This is a genomic window from Chromobacterium sinusclupearum (assembly GCF_002902845.1).
In the GTDB taxonomy this organism is placed as follows: Bacteria; Pseudomonadota; Gammaproteobacteria; order Burkholderiales; family Chromobacteriaceae; genus Chromobacterium; species Chromobacterium sinusclupearum.
In genome coordinates this window covers 29,871-47,025 of record NZ_PPTF01000013.1, presented here as the reverse complement: position 1 = coordinate 47,025, position 17,155 = coordinate 29,871, and the positions used below count along the sequence as shown (strand labels likewise).

The 17,155-nt window shown below is 55.6% G+C and carries 20 protein-coding genes; 9 read left to right on the top strand and 11 right to left on the bottom strand.

The window, feature by feature from the left end; translation table 11 throughout:
* Nucleotides 1–612: 612 nt before the first annotated feature.
* Nucleotides 613–1,683, top strand: coding sequence for a hypothetical protein (locus C2134_RS21120; RefSeq protein ID WP_146042087.1), 1,071 nt, complete (start codon nucleotides 613–615; stop codon nucleotides 1,681–1,683).
* A gap of 350 nt (nucleotides 1,684–2,033) precedes the next feature.
* Here the strand turns inward: C2134_RS21120 and C2134_RS03040 are convergent, their stop codons facing one another.
* On the bottom strand, nucleotides 2,034–2,660 hold the full coding sequence (locus C2134_RS03040; RefSeq protein WP_103317472.1) for a hypothetical protein: 627 nt from the start codon (nucleotides 2,658–2,660) through the stop codon (nucleotides 2,034–2,036).
* A 58-nt stretch (nucleotides 2,661–2,718) separates the two neighbouring features.
* On the opposite strand from C2134_RS03040, the gene C2134_RS03035 reads away from it, so the two are divergent.
* Genes C2134_RS03035 through C2134_RS03005 form a run of 8 tightly spaced genes read left to right on the top strand, consistent with a single transcriptional unit; the run spans nucleotide 2,719 to nucleotide 7,041 of the window.
* On the top strand, nucleotides 2,719–3,066 hold the full coding sequence (locus C2134_RS03035) for a DUF2345 domain-containing protein (RefSeq protein WP_103317470.1): 348 nt from the start codon (nucleotides 2,719–2,721) through the stop codon (nucleotides 3,064–3,066).
* A 5-nt stretch (nucleotides 3,067–3,071) separates the two neighbouring features.
* Nucleotides 3,072–3,773 carry a hypothetical protein gene (locus C2134_RS21115; RefSeq protein WP_146042086.1) on the top strand — a complete coding sequence of 234 codons (702 nt, stop codon included), beginning with the start codon at nucleotides 3,072–3,074 and terminating at the stop codon, nucleotides 3,771–3,773.
* A gap of 5 nt (nucleotides 3,774–3,778) precedes the next feature.
* A complete protein-coding gene (locus C2134_RS03025; protein ID WP_146042085.1) occupies nucleotides 3,779–4,561 on the top strand; it encodes a hypothetical protein in 783 nt (260 codons plus the stop codon).
* A gap of 30 nt (nucleotides 4,562–4,591) precedes the next feature.
* Nucleotides 4,592–4,867, top strand: a complete 276-nt coding sequence (locus C2134_RS21110; protein ID WP_146042084.1) for a hypothetical protein — start codon at nucleotides 4,592–4,594, stop codon at nucleotides 4,865–4,867.
* Nucleotides 4,868–4,927: 60 nt separating this feature from the next.
* Nucleotides 4,928–5,365, top strand: coding sequence for a hypothetical protein (locus C2134_RS03020; RefSeq protein WP_146042083.1), 438 nt, complete (start codon nucleotides 4,928–4,930; stop codon nucleotides 5,363–5,365).
* A gap of 31 nt (nucleotides 5,366–5,396) precedes the next feature.
* Entirely contained in the window at nucleotides 5,397–5,675 is a 279-nt protein-coding gene (locus C2134_RS03015) for a type II toxin-antitoxin system RelE/ParE family toxin (RefSeq protein ID WP_103317477.1), read from the top strand.
* Nucleotides 5,676–5,726: 51 nt separating this feature from the next.
* Entirely contained in the window at nucleotides 5,727–6,023 is a 297-nt protein-coding gene (locus C2134_RS03010) for a HigA family addiction module antitoxin (RefSeq protein WP_103317463.1), read from the top strand.
* A 49-nt stretch (nucleotides 6,024–6,072) separates the two neighbouring features.
* Entirely contained in the window at nucleotides 6,073–7,041 is a 969-nt protein-coding gene (locus tag C2134_RS03005; protein ID WP_103317461.1) for a DUF2971 domain-containing protein, read from the top strand.
* A 97-nt stretch (nucleotides 7,042–7,138) separates the two neighbouring features.
* Here the strand turns inward: C2134_RS03005 and C2134_RS03000 are convergent, their stop codons facing one another.
* The 10 genes from C2134_RS03000 to C2134_RS02955 all read right to left on the bottom strand — a co-directional run bounded on the left by C2134_RS03000 (nucleotide 7,139) and on the right by C2134_RS02955 (nucleotide 17,147).
* A complete protein-coding gene (locus tag C2134_RS03000) occupies nucleotides 7,139–7,558 on the bottom strand; it encodes a hypothetical protein (protein ID WP_103317460.1) in 420 nt (139 codons plus the stop codon).
* Complete coding sequence (locus C2134_RS02995; RefSeq protein ID WP_233196340.1) at nucleotides 7,555–7,974, bottom strand: glycoside hydrolase family 24 protein; 420 nt, start codon at nucleotides 7,972–7,974, stop codon at nucleotides 7,555–7,557. Before C2134_RS02995 ends, C2134_RS03000 begins: the two co-directional genes overlap by 4 nt.
* A gap of 120 nt (nucleotides 7,975–8,094) precedes the next feature.
* A complete protein-coding gene (locus C2134_RS02990) occupies nucleotides 8,095–8,373 on the bottom strand; it encodes a phage holin family protein (protein WP_103317456.1) in 279 nt (92 codons plus the stop codon).
* An 18-nt stretch (nucleotides 8,374–8,391) separates the two neighbouring features.
* Nucleotides 8,392–8,682, bottom strand: a complete 291-nt coding sequence (locus C2134_RS02985; RefSeq protein WP_103317454.1) for a DUF5658 family protein — start codon at nucleotides 8,680–8,682, stop codon at nucleotides 8,392–8,394.
* Nucleotides 8,679–9,047 (bottom strand): hypothetical protein, encoded by a 369-nt coding sequence (locus C2134_RS02980; RefSeq protein ID WP_103317453.1) that lies wholly within the window; start codon nucleotides 9,045–9,047, stop codon nucleotides 8,679–8,681. Before C2134_RS02980 ends, C2134_RS02985 begins: the two co-directional genes overlap by 4 nt.
* A 17-nt stretch (nucleotides 9,048–9,064) precedes the next feature.
* A complete protein-coding gene (locus tag C2134_RS02975; RefSeq protein ID WP_103317451.1) occupies nucleotides 9,065–11,713 on the bottom strand; it encodes a pyocin knob domain-containing protein in 2,649 nt (882 codons plus the stop codon).
* Nucleotides 11,700–11,903: a hypothetical protein gene (locus tag C2134_RS02970; RefSeq protein ID WP_146042082.1), complete on the bottom strand. Its 204-nt coding sequence runs from the start codon at nucleotides 11,901–11,903 to the stop codon at nucleotides 11,700–11,702. Before C2134_RS02970 ends, C2134_RS02975 begins: the two co-directional genes overlap by 14 nt.
* Nucleotides 11,900–12,259: a hypothetical protein gene (locus C2134_RS02965; protein WP_103317448.1), complete on the bottom strand. Its 360-nt coding sequence runs from the start codon at nucleotides 12,257–12,259 to the stop codon at nucleotides 11,900–11,902. Before C2134_RS02965 ends, C2134_RS02970 begins: the two co-directional genes overlap by 4 nt.
* Before the next feature lie 2 nt (nucleotides 12,260–12,261).
* A complete protein-coding gene (locus C2134_RS02960; RefSeq protein WP_103317446.1) occupies nucleotides 12,262–16,773 on the bottom strand; it encodes a host specificity factor TipJ family phage tail protein in 4,512 nt (1,503 codons plus the stop codon).
* Nucleotides 16,764–17,147 carry a hypothetical protein gene (locus C2134_RS02955; protein ID WP_103317445.1) on the bottom strand — a complete coding sequence of 128 codons (384 nt, stop codon included), beginning with the start codon at nucleotides 17,145–17,147 and terminating at the stop codon, nucleotides 16,764–16,766. The genes C2134_RS02960 and C2134_RS02955 overlap by 10 nt, the downstream gene beginning before the upstream one ends.
* Nucleotides 17,148–17,155: the final 8 nt, after the last annotated feature.

Sequence of the window (17,155 nt, the reverse complement as noted above, 5' to 3'; positions counted from 1 at the left end):
TTGGTCGGGGTGAGAAGATTCGAACTTCCGACCCTCTGCACCCCATGCAGACCCGCAGACAATCACAATACATTGTTTTTTCAGGCTTTGCAAGATAGAGAGTCTAATATTGAAGGGTAGATACCACGGCGCTTTTCCCTTGCTGTACAAGGGAGGACGATAGCAGTTTTAGAAGACTCCTCCCCCTTACGACAGCCCTTAAGTCGCCTTCCCCATCACAGCCCAACTGCGGTATTCTTACCAATACGGCGACGCGAGTCACACCCCGTCTGGATGCTCTTGCCACCCATTACATCATCCGTTCGAAATGCACACTTGCGTAGCTGCCACCCAAAGCCCGCCCCTTGGCGGGCTTTTCCTTTTCTACAGACACCACACTCCCACACCAACCACACATCACTCTTGACTCTTGTTTCATCAAGTCACAACTGCAACACGAAAATTCCATCGTCATCCTGTAAAAGTAATTTAAAATAATTTAATAGATAATGAAAAATAAAACTTGTTACTCGAACACTTAGGTCAACAATATTCATATTGACTTATCATAATATCGTGAACACAATATCTTTCGTTCTCTCCTTATACAATATATAGCGGATAACTTGACAAATGACACACATCGAGAGCAAACGCTTTGATAAAGTAGTTAAATCCGTTGAAAATCCCTGGGCATACCTCTACCCAACTGGCGGCGCGTGGATTACGGCAGAGGCGTTAAAAAGAAAACGCGACCTAGAAAATAATGGCAAACCATTTGATATTGATTATTACAGCTCTGATTGGCCAAGAAAACCAATGCGCCACAGAGTATCGAAAAATGGCAAACCTTTATTTTACTATAAAAATGGGGCTGGCAATCCAACTGGCAATCCAAATGGAAACGATGGCGGTGGAGAATCTCTTGCTCATCGCCTATTTAAAGATGCGCTCCTACTCATTAAAGAGACAACCTTAGTAATACCAGGAATGGGAAACTTTAAGGTTGAATTTTACGAAGGAGAGACCGAAGTAACAATAGGAAAAAATGAATATAGAATAGATGCATATAGAAAATTCCGCTCAGACTCCGCGCTAGAAAAAAAGTGGTCTGGGGAGGTTTATATTGAAGTACATAGAACGAATGCAGTACACAAAGAAAAAAAAGCCAGATTGAATGCCGAAAGGCTACCAACCATTGAGATAACTATACCGGATATTTTTAAATTCACCATTCCAGAAGAACAAGCAACAGACAAAGATATTGAAGAATACTTCAAGAGAGTCAAAAGAATCATAGAAAGTGATAAAGGATTTTTAAAAGCCATGGCCATTAGCAATCCCAGCTCCATCGAATACCTTGAAGACTTGGTAGAAGAACAACAAAACATTATCAAAACAAAGGAGAAAGAAATTCAACAACTAAACAACAAAATTGAACTATTAACCAATGAGACCCTCACCCAAAATGCCGCATATCAATCATTGGAAAATAAAATTTCAACCCAGAGTAATTTATATCAAAAGATAAAAAGTGAAAATGAAAATTTAAGCTCTAATCTTCTTGAAAAAATGACCACCTTTCAAAAAACAGAATCCCAACTTCAAGGAGAAATTGGTCAACTAAAAAATGAAAGGAAACTCTTACTGATTACTCTTTCCCTTCTCTTTACTTTTACCATTCTTGTTATATATTTTTTATAAATCTTTCACTATCAATAGTGTTTGGTAACAATCTCCCGATAATGAATTGGTGACATCAAATATAAAAAAACTTAAATTGAATTATTTTTAACTTTGCGCCAAAACACACTCCAAGCACTATTTCCCCCATGAGAAAGTGCAAGCACCAAGCAAAGCCCACCTTCGAGAATCCTGCATTACGTGTTGCGTACTGCAGGATGTCTGAAATATTCTTGTCGACCAGACTATCCTTATAGACCTACACCATCAGCCAGCTGGCAAGCCCCCATCATGCTGCTATTGTGTGAATTTTTCTTTAGCGACAACTTCATATCCGACTCGGCGATCTGACCGACCACAGCGGCGGTGCGTTAGGCTGGATTCTCAGCGAAGAACATCAGCGACTGCTCTTCGGTCTGAAAGTGGATATTGAAGCTCCTGCTGATCAGCTCGTTGTTCTGGCTCTGCAGCGCGTAGATATGCGCGAACTTCTCGGCATAGAAGCCGATCCACTCATCAGGCGTGGCAAAAACAGATTGGGGGCAGAGCGCAGCGTTCAGGTCACGGATTGCCTCTGACGAGGCCGCGAAGAAGTCATAGTCGAGGGGGAAGAACATCAGCAGCTCGCCTGGGCCGATCTGCTCGATGGCGTCATCCGTGACGATGTGCAGCCGCGGGCCTTCTGGCGTGGGCGCTGACAGGATCAACCGTGTGATGTCGATCTGCTCGTTCGGGCCGGCCTCCTGGCGCCGATACGCCTTTTCGTGCGCCAGCAGCGCCGGCAGTGACGATAGGGCGGCGCCGCGGATAAGGTGTTCCAGCGTGCGCTGAACGACGCCATACTCGCCGGTGCCGGTGAATACGCCGCCTGGCCAGTCGAGGAGCTTCTTCGAGGCGATGTTCCGCCTGAAGGCTGTGCGATTGCTGAACGCGACCGTCGTGTTGTCGGCCGACACGATAAGGCTGTCTTCGGCCTGCATTGCAATGATGAATGTCATGCTGATCGAATGATGTATTTGATTTTCTAATCCGAACTATCCTACCCTGGAGGGCAAAATGTCAGGCGGCGGTTACATCAGAATAGCAGGGGGCAATATTGAAATTCATTGTCCTGGACAAGTTAGCATCCGTGGGCAGAATATCGCGCTCTCAGGGCCGGCGCAAATCGGCATGAATATGCAAGGCATGCCATCGGCGGACTATAACAGTCTTTCATTCGTAGTGAAGGACGCCGAAGGAAATATCCAGAAGAATAAACCCTATATCATCAAGGATGGCAAGGGCCAGACGATCAAAGGCATAACAGACAACAAAGGCAGGACTCAACGGATACATACCAGCACACCAAATGATTTGTCGGTGCGTCTAGATCATGATGCACTTGGAAATAGTTTGGAAGATTAATTAATATGGCAGAAGCAAAACAAACAACAGCAAAGACGAAGCCGAAGGATCAGAATGCAGTCGCCGAGCATCAGGAAGACTTCTTTAATCTTATCATAGGATTTGAAGTCAATGACCCTAATGCATATCGTGAGGTCTATGTCGCCCCGAACGGAATGCGAAAAGTCCACTATGTCCTGGAAGACCCTGGGCATACCTTCATGTATCTAACCAAAAATGGCAAGATTACATTTTTTTATAGCTTAGGCCCGCACCCTGGAGCATCAACAAGAGAACGAGCCTATGGGCTAGGTACTCCAGAATATAAAATACCTGGGGCTACTCGTCTTTTCAGATTCAACATCAGTAAAGCGCAACATGACCAAATGCTTTCAAAGGGGAAAGAGTACCGCGCCGATGTTCTAGCTGGAAAACGCTACTACAACATTTTCCACAACTTTACTTGCGCCAGAAGTGCAAGGGATATCATTACTGCAGGATGGCCTAATGTTCCAAGAGGCGGGAGCTTTATTGGGAAGGGTGTCGTCATGGAGGATGTTGTCAATCCCTATGCATTCTATGATGATATCAGCACGAAGTATAAAGGTTCGGAAATACAACTAGCGGCCAAAGAAAAGAAATGGCAACGCATCATGTCAAATAGCAACACAGGCAAGGCAGAGGACGATCCAACCCTTAATCCATCAACATGGTTGGGCGGGGACTAAGCATCATGCTGCGTAAAACAACTCCCCTGTTACTTCTTATTGTTCTGATAACAATTTGGATTTTAAAGATGACTCATAGCGATGAGAAAAAGGTTAGCAAAACAAAGGACAGCATCCAGACTGGATACAATCTTTTCTCTGAAATGGATAGAAAAAATTTCACCCTATCCCAGCAAGACAAAAAGGAACTGCTGCACTTTGTAGACATAAACATTGCAGCACTAACCAGCAAAGATAGCGCTTCACCGATTGACAAAACAGATCCAAATTTAGTTTTGGAACTGCACACGCCAAAATTGCCTCTTCAACCCATCCAGCGCGGCTATTTGACATACACCTATATAATCAAAAATAAAACAACAACTGCAAACGGTATTTATGGTGAATTCTACAGCGCCATGAACCGGAAAGATGATGAATCCCCATGGTCGTACAGCAATATAGAAATGGATGTTAGTAGCAAAACCACAGCGCTCACCAATTTCAACAGCAATGACTACAAGGCACTGAATCTAAAGTTCGTCCAAAAATTCACACTCTCAGACATAGAATCAAACCTGATAAAGCCAGACCTATCGCCCGAACGAGACCATGGCAAGTTTTTAGCTGAAAACGCCCGAATTGCAGCTTTTTATCAATTTTCCACCACTAGAAACTCGACCCCGTTGACTTTAGTGTTCGGCGTTCTTAAAAAGGAATACGACAGCAATACAGAGTACCCAAAGAACTGGTTTTCTTTATATATAAAACGCGATGATGCACCTACATTTAGTCTACCAGGTGAATAATGTAATTTAACAAGTGACAAGGAGAGTAATATGGAAATGATCGTAACCGCCATAAATGATAACGGTCAGAGAAAAGTAAAAATCAAAGCAATTAGAATAACCCACAATCCTGACCACCAGATAAACGCTAGTAAACTTTACATGCCATCTGAAAGCGCAAAGGAAGTATTTCCTTGGGTAGTACAATTTGAAATTGAGGGCGAAATATACAATGCCAGCGAAGCACACCATGATCTTCAACAGGAAGATGGAAGCGGAATTAGAACCGTAAGGCTGTCAAAATGCCAAGGCAGAACCAAAGCATGACAGCCCAAAGACATACAATTGACGGACAATCGACCATGATATCCTATGTGGATGCATGGTATGTGTGCCGGCATAGAGTTTAATGGCCAGCCCATCCGCTGGGCCGACCAACACCCCATACTGCCTGTCCTGATGCGCGATGGCTCGGTTGAATGGTGCCAATGGGGCAGGCCTGGCGTTGCATGGACCACAAGCACGCCAAGCGGCGGCCTGTTGCCGCTGGAAGACATACGCGCCCGCAAGTGGGCGCGCTTCCATCCCAAGCCGGTGAAAATACCCGCCCGCGCCTTTCTACTGCTAGACAGCGAAGACAAAGAGCATTGGATCAACATAGCAGACGGATTTGTCATTCAAGGCGCAGCAATCTCCAGCCCGCAGATGATCGGCCACAAAGTCGAGCCACGTCCCAGAGTTTATATCATCACAATCCCCGCGACAGATGACCTCGCCCGCCACAGTCCGCGCATGCCTCGCTTGATCAAAAATAGTAACGCTTGACGTTAATAACGCCTTGCGTTACTATTTGCACATGATTACTTCGTTCAAGTGTTCAGACACTGAATCGCTGTTCTCAGGGAAGCGAGTCAAGCGATTCGTCAACATCGAAAACGTGGCAATCAGGAAGTTGCAGCAACTGAACGCAGCAACAACCATTGAAACCTTGAAAGTGCCGCCGGGCAACAGACTGGAAGCACTCAAGGGCGACCGAATCGGACAATACAGCATACGCATTAACGACCAGTGGCGCATATGCTTTAAGTTTGAGGATGGAAACGCAACCTGCGTAGAGATTGTTGATTACCATTAGTAGTCATAGCCGGGGAGCAATCCCCGGCTCTCGACCATTGGAGAATTGAATATGCGTGAAGTACCACTGGCACACCCTGGCGAAATACTAAACCTTGACTGGCTACAACCCATGAACATCTCGCAGTATGCTTTGGCGAAGGCGATTGAAGTTCCAGCAAGACGAATCAATGAAATTGTCCAGGGAAAACGTGCGATTACCCCGGATACAGCACTGCGCCTTGGCGCATTCTTTGGTGTTGAGCCTGAGTTCTGGATTAATCTACAAAGCCATTACGACATGGAGCAGGCCAAGGACAAAGTATCCGAAGTTCTGATTCGCATAAAACTGCACAAGCAAGCCGCCTAAAACTCTCACCTCTGAGGAATTTTTCTTACGTCAAAAAGAGGAGTTCGACATGCCATCAACAATAAAACCATCCCAAGAACTATTGCAAGAAATACAAACATATGGCCTTACAACACCGAGAGATGCATTAATTCCAACAAAGCGGGATGCGGAAATTATTGACGGGTTTAATGCGCTCTCAAGAGAAAACAAGGAAAAACTCTTTCAATCCAGAACCCCTCCTATTCCAACATACATCTATAAATATTTTCCATCCCCACTTTGCTTTAAAGACAATACAGAGATATTAAAACGGAAAGAATGGCTAGAAAAAATCCTTATCAATCACGAGCTTTATCTTTCATCTCACACACAATTCAACGACCCTTTCGACGTATTCCCTAGCTACAAAACAGATGCCACCGGGAAAGAGATACACTCTTCAATAACGGGATCGTTCCAAAGACTACAAAATCTGCGCGGAAACAAACTAAAAGCCGCAGTTAATAAACGCCTAAAAGAAGTATTAGTAAACAGAGAACAATTCATCAGCGAAACAATTATAAGCCTTCGCAAAACAATGGAAAAAATGGGAATATTCTGCTTCACAACAAATGCAGAAAACATTCTCATGTGGTCGCACTACGCATTCAACCATCAAGGCATATGCGTGGAATTTGACCTTACCGAAGAACTACATCTATCGAATCTTCTATTCAAAGTTGAGTACAGTAACAGTCGACCTCAAATCAACCCAATGATTAAAGTACAGTCAAATGATTTCGACTTAAATCTTCTTCAGAAAGCCGAATCATGGCGATATGAGGATGAATGGCGACTTATAACTGGTAGACAATGCGGACTATCCGTACCATTCGGCGACAATTTCCTAAAAAGCGTCATAATTGGTGCAAAAGCATCGGAGGAGACAAGAAATTACATCCTGGAGATAAATAAAAAAAGAATGGAAAAAAGGCTTCCGCAACTTAAAATTAAACAAGCACAACTATGCCCAACAGAATACAGAATCATTACCTAGAATAGCCCCGCTTTCGCAGGGCTTTCTTTACTTAACTACACCACACACCCCATACTGAAACACCAAGCCTATATATCCAGCCCCCACAGCATCCCAACTATCCACCGTCACCGGCTTCAATGCCGCGCAAGGCCTGGCCAGGTTGACTGGCAATGGCGGCGTTTGCGGCCTCGATGGCGGCATTGAGTTCGCGCAGGCGGTCAGGGCCAGGGCGGCAATCAGCGGGCAGAGGATTTTTCTCAACAACACGGTTATACCTTTCAATGATTTTCGGCTGCGCATTCCGTAGCGCGTCCAATTTGCTTTCGATGATCTGCGACAGGCCATGCAGCCGCTCAGTCTCCTGCCGGTAGGCATCGAAATCTGCTTTTGTCTGGCCAGCCTCCCGCGTGGCGTCTTTCAGCTGCCACTCCAGCCGCTCGCGCTGGCCGCCCTGCTCATAGGCCCAAGCCATCGAGCCAACCCACACCGCAACCAGCAGCAGGCCGCCAGCTGCCCGTAAAATGCCCGCATTCATGCCAGCACCCCGCCCGCCTTCACAAAAGCACTTTGCAGATCAGATAGCCGGTTTTCCCGTTGGCCATAGCCCGCGCCAGGCAGGCTCGCCCAAATTCGCGCACACTTCGTCACGGCCGCCGCCAATCGGCCGGCGCGGATATCCTCCAGCGCGCGGCATTCGCGGATTTGCTGGATGGCGATGCGGTCCTGATTCATCGCCCCGAAATTGGACAGTCCTAGCAGCCGCGCATAAGCGTCGTAGTAGCGCGCCAGCAGCTGGTAACGGCCGGCGGCCGTCGATTTGATACCCAGGCGCGGCAGCTCGACCAGCCGGCGCGGATGATCGACAAACCCGTTATCGAACATCCCACCGCCCACGACGACGTTGTAACCATCGTCGCCTCGCCCGGCCGTACCCTCGCTGAATGCCAGCATGTCCAGAAACGCCAGTACGTTGCGGCCGCCGGCTTCTTGCTCAGAAATCCTTGCCATGTGTTACCCCCTATAAAAGCAAAAGCCCGCGCGAGGCGGGCTTGTGTTCAAAACTGCTTTTGCTCAACGGCCGATCTTGTCGGCCTTCTGCTTCAACCAGGCTTCCAGATACTGCGCGCCCAGGATGCCCAGGCCCGCCCCTACGCCAACAAGCGCCGGCAGCGGCATATCTGGAAACTGCGCCAGCGCGACCCCGGCAACGCTGGACGTGGCGCCGCCCAGGATGGCGCGGCCCACTGCCAGGCGTGCCGTGATCTGCTCATTGCTGACTAGCAACTTGCCCAGGCCGACAAACGCGCCCACTACCACCAGCGCCAAAATCCCTTTTTCGTGTTCCTGCATGCCCTTCCCCAAAATGAATCAGGGCCGGTTTTCCCGGCCCTGTTGGATAACTTTGAAATTGTTGATCAGCACTGGCAGATAGATCGCCACCAGCAGCGCATAGGCCGGCCATGGCGGCCGTAACCACCAGCAGGCCGCCAGTAGCGCCAGCTTGGTCAGCAGCAGCGCCGGCAGGATGCCGATGCGCGCCATGACCGCATTGAGCAACGGATTGACCTCGCGCCCGATGCCCCGGCGGATCACATGCCAGGTAGTCGCCACGTCCAGCAACTGCTGCAAGACGCAAAGGACGATCAGCGCCGTCGTCATGCCGATTCCCCAGCAGGAGCCGGCGCGATGGATGGATAGACCGGCCTGGCCTTCAGCGCCGCCAGTTCGTCCGCCTGGCGCTGCAGCTGCTGTTTTGCCTCGGCCAGCTCCGCATCACGCGCCCGAACCTGTTCGCGCAGCTGCTCGATTTCGGCCAGCGCCGCCACATTGACCGCACCGACCACATCGGCAATCGGACAACCCGGCTTGCCTGCGATCAGCGCCACCGGCTGGGCCGCGCCAATCTCTGTTCGCGCCTCGCCAGTCAGCGTGTTTTTCGCATCGGCGGCATAGATCACATGCGCGCCCGCGATGCCGCTTGGCGTGCCGCGCACCAGGAACTCATACAAATAGGATTTTTCCATTCTTCACCTCGGATGGATTACAGATCGGTCAGCGCGGGGACGCGCCATTTTTGGCCATTGCTGAAAACATGGGTCGGGCCGCTAGGGCCATCAGTGATGTAGGCGATACCGCCAGGCATGGAGCCGGCAGCAGGAAGCGTGCTTCGGGTGAACTGCGCGGCCATGCGCGGTGCGCCAGGATCAAAATTACCGCTGTGCCAGATGCGGTTTTGCTGGAAGCCGACGCCATCCCAGTTTTCATTACGATCTCGCGCTGTACGAAACCACAACTCATTCCCATAGAGCGCAATCAACTGCAAGCGCGGGGTACTGCCGCCATCACACTGAATGTCAGCCAACAGCGCAGACTGCCCACCCAGTTCGACACGATACGCACCCGGAATCAGATAACCATTAGCCCCGGCCACGTTCGTCGCCGGTCGCGGCACAAATATCTGGTCAGCCTTCTCCAGCGACTCGAACTTCAACGGAGCCTGCGGCCGAACCTCAACATTCAGTGCGCTAAACAAGGGTTGCTTGTCGTCCCCCTTCAATGGCTCCCAGACTTCATTGCCATATTGGGCATTCTCCATGGCTAGCAGCTTGCCATCTTTGCCAGGCATCAGAATATCCAGATCCGCCACCATATCCTCCAGCTGCAGCATGTGAGTCATGCCACCTCGCAACCAAAGAATCAGCCGCGCAGTTCGCCCTCGTGGCTCCACCCGCCCCAGCCCCCAGTTATAGTTGCCATTGCCTTGCCGCTGCATAACCGAGAAAACCTCTCCCACGGCATGGCCCCAGCTGCTGACGCGCGCCCAAATATCAGCGCTATATGACCCGAGATTCGGTTCTCCAGCATGCACATCGTGGCGGAATACCCGGAGCTTCATCACGTAACCGCCATAAATCGTGGAATCCGTGGGCACTACGCCAATCGGATAAAATGTGTCACGATCACCCGGCACATACACCGACTTAATGGTCCCCGCGACCCGCTTCACGGCCTGCGCACTCTCGGGAGAGAGGGACACTGTAGGATTGCCCGCCTTCCCATCGCCATTCACCACGCTGATGCCCTGGCCAGCAGTCAGCGTCCTGACGGTTGCGCCACCCGCTCCGGTACTGGCGTAGAGGCCCACGGCATCCAACTTAGAAAGCGCGGCCAGGTTGGCGCTTTGCGGCTGGGCGTCGGTAATGCCATAGCCGGCCAGCGTGGTGGCCTTATCCGCCTTGGTGGCCGGATCGAAATTGGCATCGTGCCAGACCCTGCGCCAATCGCCCCACTGCCCGTTGTACAGGCTCCGGAAATACAACTGCGTATTCCTGTAGCTGTACGTCTGGTACTGCTGGAACGTCATGTTGCCAGCGGTTTGGACCGTCAGCGCGCCGGCATCTTTGGCTGGTGGATAATTCATGCCAGATGCCGCATTCGCATTTGCGGCCTGCCGATACCAACCATTCAGCCTGCAGTCATTGAGATCAATCTGCCCAGGCAACTCCCCACGGAAGACGCACAGCGGACCATCATCAATGCCGTAGCCGGCGAGCGTCGTCGCCTTGTCCGCCTTGGTTGTAGCAATCTGCTTGGCCGCCTCCACCGCCGCCGCCGCGTCTTTCAGCTTGGCCTCGCTGTTGGCTGCAGCCTTTGCGCTGTTCGCAGCCGCCTTGGCACTGCTATCCGATGCCGTAGCGCTGGCCGCCGCCGCAGACGCCGAGTCGGCCGCCGCATCCTGGCTCCCCTTCGCCGCCTTGGCGCTGGCGTCGGAGGCCGTCGCGCTGGCCGCCGCAGCAGACGCAGAATCCGCCGCTGCGCTTTGGCTGGCCTTTGCCGCCTTGTTGCTCGCTTCGGCCGCGCTTGCACTCGACGCTGACGCCTTAGCCGAGTTCGCCGCCGCGTCTTGGCTGGTTTTCGCCGCCTTGGCGCTGGCATCGGCAGCCGATGCGCTGCCCGCCCCTGCTTGGGCGCTGGCCGCTGCCGCATCCTGGCTGGCCTTGGCGCTCTTGGCGCTATCATCCGCTGCCGCCGCGCTGCCGGCCGCCGCGCCTGCCGATCCCGCTGCCGCGTCCTGGCTGGCCTTAGCCGCCTTGTTGCTGCCATCCGCCGCCGTGGCGCTTGCCGCCGCCGCCTTGGCCGAGTTCGCCGCCGCGTCCTGGCTCGCCTTCGCCGCCTTGGCGCTCGCGCCGGCCGCATCGCGGTAAGCCAGCAGATCAGCAGAACCATCCACCACCACCTTGCGCGCTGCCTCCATGCCCGCCAGCGCATCCTTGATGGCCTTGTCTGCCGCCTTCCACGACATCACCGGGAAACCTGCCCCAGCCTCGTCATAGAGCGTGACAGTCGGTGCATCGCTGCGCAGCACATCGTTGAAGCCCTTCAGCGTCATGCGCCACAGCAAGACCATTTCCGACAGCCGCGACGCGGTATCGCTCCACGGCTGGGCGGTGAAATTGCGGACGATGGCATAAGGCTGATTGCCCGCCGTCGCGCCCTTGTACGGCGTACGCAGCTGCAGCGACGTGTCGGCCGCAGCCGCTGCCACTTCATACCACGCGCCATCCGGCCCTAAAAACAAATCGCCGGCAGTGGTTTGCCCATTCCAGAGCGTCCCGACGCCGACGATATCCGCACTGCCTTGCTTCACATTGACTGCGCCTTGGCGCAGCCAGCTGCTATCCACTGGCATCCTCGCCCCCTTTCTCGTATTTGGTTTTGACTGCTTCGATATGGCTCAGCATCGCCTCCAGCTCCGGCGTGCGCAGCGCGGCCGGCAATGCCGCCGCCCAGCGCCACAGCACGTCTAGCTGATCGCCTATTGCTGGGTATTCCGCCGCGCGCAGCGGGCGATGATCGCCAACATGGTGGATCTGCATCACGATTCGACCTCCCAGGACGCAGCACGCGCAGGCCAGGCCTCGACCGTGATGGAGTGTCGGCCAGGATGGGCAAACGACAACTCGCATTCTGCGTCCGCGCAGTCGTAAGACTGGCCATCGATGATGATTCGACATGGCACCGGGAGGCTATGCAGCGTAAGCCCATCAAGCCGAGCCGGATTGTCCGGGCGGAGCAATATCTCCCCATCCCTCACATAATGCTGCGCCGGATCAGCCTCCCCCTGCAGCAATGCCTTGCCCATGGCGAACTCCAGCTCCACGTTCTCAAGCGGGGCAATTCCAACTTGTACGATACAACCCGCTTCGTCGTACTCGATGATGGATATACGGCTCATTTCTATCTCCGCAAAAGCATCGCACCGTAGCGCACATACACATAGCCACTCAGACTGAACAACGGGACTTGCAAACGCACCCTGACCGATTGCCCCGCGCTAACCGGCATCAACATCAGTCCGCTGTTGTTGAGCGGAACCTTGCGATCATCAGCAAACAAAGTTGAAACGACTGGCGTAGTGCCATACATCAAGGTTGGCTGATCACCATAAACCAGCAGGTTGCCGCTATCCGAGCAGTAAAACCAAAACTCAACGGTATTGTTGCCTGCGTTACCATTTCCGCTATAACCGGCGGTCCTGATATCGTTCTTGGTGACGGCCTCGCCCTTGATCTGCAGCGTGTCCACCATCAGATTGCGGATATACGCGCCATCCATGCCCGTGGCGTCCACCACCGTGGCACCGTTGCGGGTGATGCGCAGCCCCTCGGTGTCGATCTGGCCGACATTGAGCTTGCCCTTGATGTAGCCGGCGCCCATGCCGTCCATGCTGACCACGACATTGCCGGACCCATCCTTGATCGTCAGGCCTCGACTGTTGATCTGGCCGGCGTCGATGGACTCGGACGCGATGACACGGCGGCCCGAGATCGTGCCATCCGCGATCAAATCGCCCGAAATGCCTACGGCGGGCCGGCCATTGATGGAGCCGACCGTGAACACCTGGCGCGCGCCGCTGGCATCCGGCTGGGCGACATAAAACTTATCCGCCAGAACCGCGAACGCGCTGCCGTTGGCGCCGTTGTTCAGCACCACCCCGCTGGAGTAGGCGATGCCGTTTTGCACCCGGTCGATTTTTACCGTCCATTGCCCCATCAGACCGTTGATGGTCTGCGCTTGCTGCTGGATGGTGGTCTCGCTCGTCCCCACGCGGCTGCCCAGCTGCTGGATGGATTGCGACAATGCGCTGCCCGGCCCGGTACGCTGTTCGGTCAGGCTATTGGCCGAGGCGACGGCATCATCCCTGGCCTTGGCGATACGCTGCTGCATATCGCGCACCAGGGCGCTGTCCGGGCCGGTCGCAGCGCTGATATCGTTGCGCACGCCGGCAATCTGCTGCGCGGTTTGCGCTTGGTAGCTTTCCAGTTTTTGGGCAGTCGCCGACTGCGCATCGGTTGCGCTCTTGATCTGCTGGGTGACGCCGGACAGGTTTTGCGCCGTCTGGCTCTTGAACTCCTCCAAACGGCCCGACACCGCGCCGGCTTGGTCGGCCGCTGCCTTGATCTCCACTCGCACGCCGGCCAGGGATTTGTCGGTTTTGGCCGCCAGGGACTCGACCGACGAGGCGACCGCGCTGACCGCATCGGCGCGGGCCTTTTTCTCATCCTCCAGCCCGGCTTGGGTCGAATCCAGCTTGGCCGCCAGCTGCAGACGTGCCGCGACTTCCTGCTGGGCATCGTCCTGCACCTTCCTGATGTCCTGCCGCACCACCGCGAAACGCTGCTTGTTCTCGGCATCCACCCAATCCGCTTCCAGAACGCGCTGCATCGCCGCATTGAGCGCCTGCGATCCCAACTGCTGCGCGGACTGGACTTGCGCATCCAGCTCCGGCAAACGCTCCAGCGGCTGGCGCAAACTATCCGCCAGTTGCCCCTTGTCGATAGCGCCCTGCAAGGCATCCAGCAGAATATTGACGTCCCTCACCACCGTGGCGGAAGCCGCTACCGGATCGCCCACATTGCCCCAGCTATCCACCAGCCGCAGCTGGTATTGCACCGTGGTGCCGATCGCCAGACCCAGGTGCGTCCAGACAACGGTCGGGTAGGCCAGTTCGACCAGCCGCGACCACGTCTTGCCATCGGTGCTGGCATCGATCTGCACGCCGCGCAGGTCCGCACGCTCGGGATAGGACCAGCGCAGGGTGATCTGCATCAGCTCGCCAATCGCCTGGAACGCGGCAGCGCGCGGCGGCGGAACCGCATGCCCTTGCACCTTGAGCGCGGCAACGGCCGGCGCCGACAACGTGCCGTCTGCCAGCACCGCAGACACCGATACTTCCAGATCCTGCGGGTCCACATCCCAGCTATACGCCGCGTCCGGCACCACCACAGCCGCCCAAGCGCCGCCGGCGCGGCGGAACTTGAGCTGGTAGTTGATGGCCCCGCGCAACGGCGGCCAAACCGCCGTCACCACGGCCACGCGCCGGCCATCGCCGGTCAGCCGGCTGGACTCGGACAGCCGCAGGAAACCCAGCGCCGGCGGCAGGCCGGGCGCCGCGCCGCCAGAGGCAAACTGGCCGCCCTCGGCCGCGTAATACTCCGGCCGATCGTCAATCGCGGTGAATTTGACGCCATCGCTGGCCGGCTTCACATCCACAATCTTGACGCGCCGCCCTGGCTGGGTAGCCGCATCGTAAAACCACAGCCAGTCATACGGCACGGCATCCGGCGACTCATCCGGCACCGGCAGCGGGCCGCCGGCGTCGGACGCCGGGATCAGGTCGCGCAGCTGCAGCGTATCGCTGGCGCCGCTGCCCGGCTTCACCCGATACGTGGCATAACGGCCATCCGGGAAACGGATACCGACCCAGGCGCTCCCGCCCAGCGGCACCACTTGGTCCAGCTTGAGCTGACCACGCCCGCCACCCAGCAGCCGGCCCGAATAGGACCAGCTGGCCAGGTCGTGGCTCAGCAGCACCACGTCGCCGCGCGTGGCCACCAAGCCCTCGAAATCAGTCTCCCAGCTAACTCGCCGGCGGTGATACAGCTGCGAAGCGGCGATCAGATTGGCCTCTCGCCCCGCCATGTCGGCATCGCAACAGCCCACGAAATCGAGCGTGACAGGATTGGTCGGCGTCAGCACGCCAGGCACTGGCACTCGCACCTGATCAACGGCGTAGCCCTTGTCCCGATTTGAGAAATTGACAATGACCTCATCCGCCGTGCGATCGTTGCTGTATTCGATCCGGAACGAGCCAGCGCGGATGTTGGCCGGGCCAAACACCGCCACCACCGGCAGATTGGCCGCATCCCAGATCACGCCCAGACGGCCAGATTGCCAGGTGTAGCGGCCACGGCCGCAGCGTGCGATCAACGTCAGCACATCGGCAATGCTGTACGCGCGGTCCAGCACCAGGCCGACAGACAACTTCTTGGCGTCGCACCACGCCGCCCAGGCCTTGATCCCCTCGATGTCAATCCGCGCATCCGGCAGGCCGCCGCCATACATCCGGCGCCCTTGGCCATCGAACGCGCCGCGCGCCCACCACAGGAACCACCACGCCGGATTGGTAGTCTGCTGCGTCACCCAGGCAGAGCCGGTCCACACCGGACAGCTAGCCGCCGCGTATGCGCTCAACTCATCCACCGCGCCGTTGAGCTGGCTGCTGGCTTTGATCTTGAGACCTACGCGGCGCTGGCCGGCGTAGTTGGTCGTATCCTGGCGATAGGCGCGCAAACCGGCGAGGGCAAACTCATTGCGCTCGCGTGAGCTGCTGATGTCGCCGCTGGTCTTGCGAACTCGGATCTCGTATTGCGCTGACGGCAAACCATGCATCAACGTCTGACGCACCGGCGTGATGCTGTTGCCGTTCAGGGTGTACTGGCCGCGCGGATCTCCCCCATACGGCTGCCACATGCCATCTGGCAATTGGCGGTACTGCAGTTCCGCCTTGACGCTTCGCGCCTCCATTTCGCCACGGTCATTGGCGTAATAAGCCACCCCCTGCAGATCCACGCCGATCCCTACGGTATCCCGCGCCAAAGTCCGCACCACCCAGCCATCGGCATTGCGCACTTCGCGCCCGGTTTCGGTATTGACGTTGGCAAAAATCGGCGGCAGGCGGCCATCCTGCCCAGCGTGCATGACCTCGACACCTTGGTAATTGCCGATCGGCGTATCGCCAATCCGGAAATCGGACAGCTGCAGATCAGGCTGCAGGCCGAAGTGGTAGACCTGATACAGATACTGATCCTGGCCAGCGAACTCGGTAAACGGGTTGCCGCCCGCATCCGGCACAAACCGCCGCTGGCCAATCACCAGCGGCATGGGCGCAAACACGCGGGCGCGGTTGCGCGCCCCGGATAAGGCATAGTTCTGGCTGAACGACGCATCGCCGCGGCCGGTCAGATTCGGCATCTCCGGCATGGGCGGCGGCAGCAATGCATTGACCAGCATCGAGCCGCCCAGCATGATCAAGCCCGTGCCAGCCGCCATGGCGCCCATCTGAGTGGAGAAGCCGAGGAAGCCGCCCACAGCAGGGCCGAATGCCGCAGCCGTGACCACCAATGCCACCATGGCCACCGTGCGTAAAACCTTACGGGCGCCGCCACCACCCTGTACCACCGCCCGCACCTCGACATAATCGCCCCTGCGCAGACGGTAGCCGCGCCAGTCCGCCACCGGCTTGCCATTGACGCAGACCGCCAATGGTCCGCGATCGACCTCGATCTGCAGCCGGCGCAAATAGCCGCCCAGCGTTTCGTTGCGGAGATGGTCCTCATACACCACGCGCCGCCCTGCCGTGGTCAACGGGTGCGGCAAATGCACCAGATTCGGTTTTGTCACAGCCATTCGTAAAACCCCTCCACTTGATATCCCTGCCGCGGCAAATCGCGCAGCCGCTGGCGCAGCACGAACCCCGCGGCCTCGTCTGCGTGCAATACCCACCACTCCCCAGCCAGCCGGCACATCACCCCGATGTGCTGCGCGCGGCCTCGGCTGATCAGCAGCACCGGCTGAGCCTCCATCGGCTCATCGATGCGCCGGGCTAATTCCTGTCGATGCTGCTGGATCAGCGCGTTGCGCCCAAACGGCCCCGGCCGCCGCTCGCCAGGCAGCTCGATCTCGCGCCCCAACACGTCGCGCGCGACGGTGGACGCCAAAACGGCGCAGTCAGCCGTATCGGCCACATAGTCCAGGCCGACATAGCGATCAGACCAATGCATGGAACACC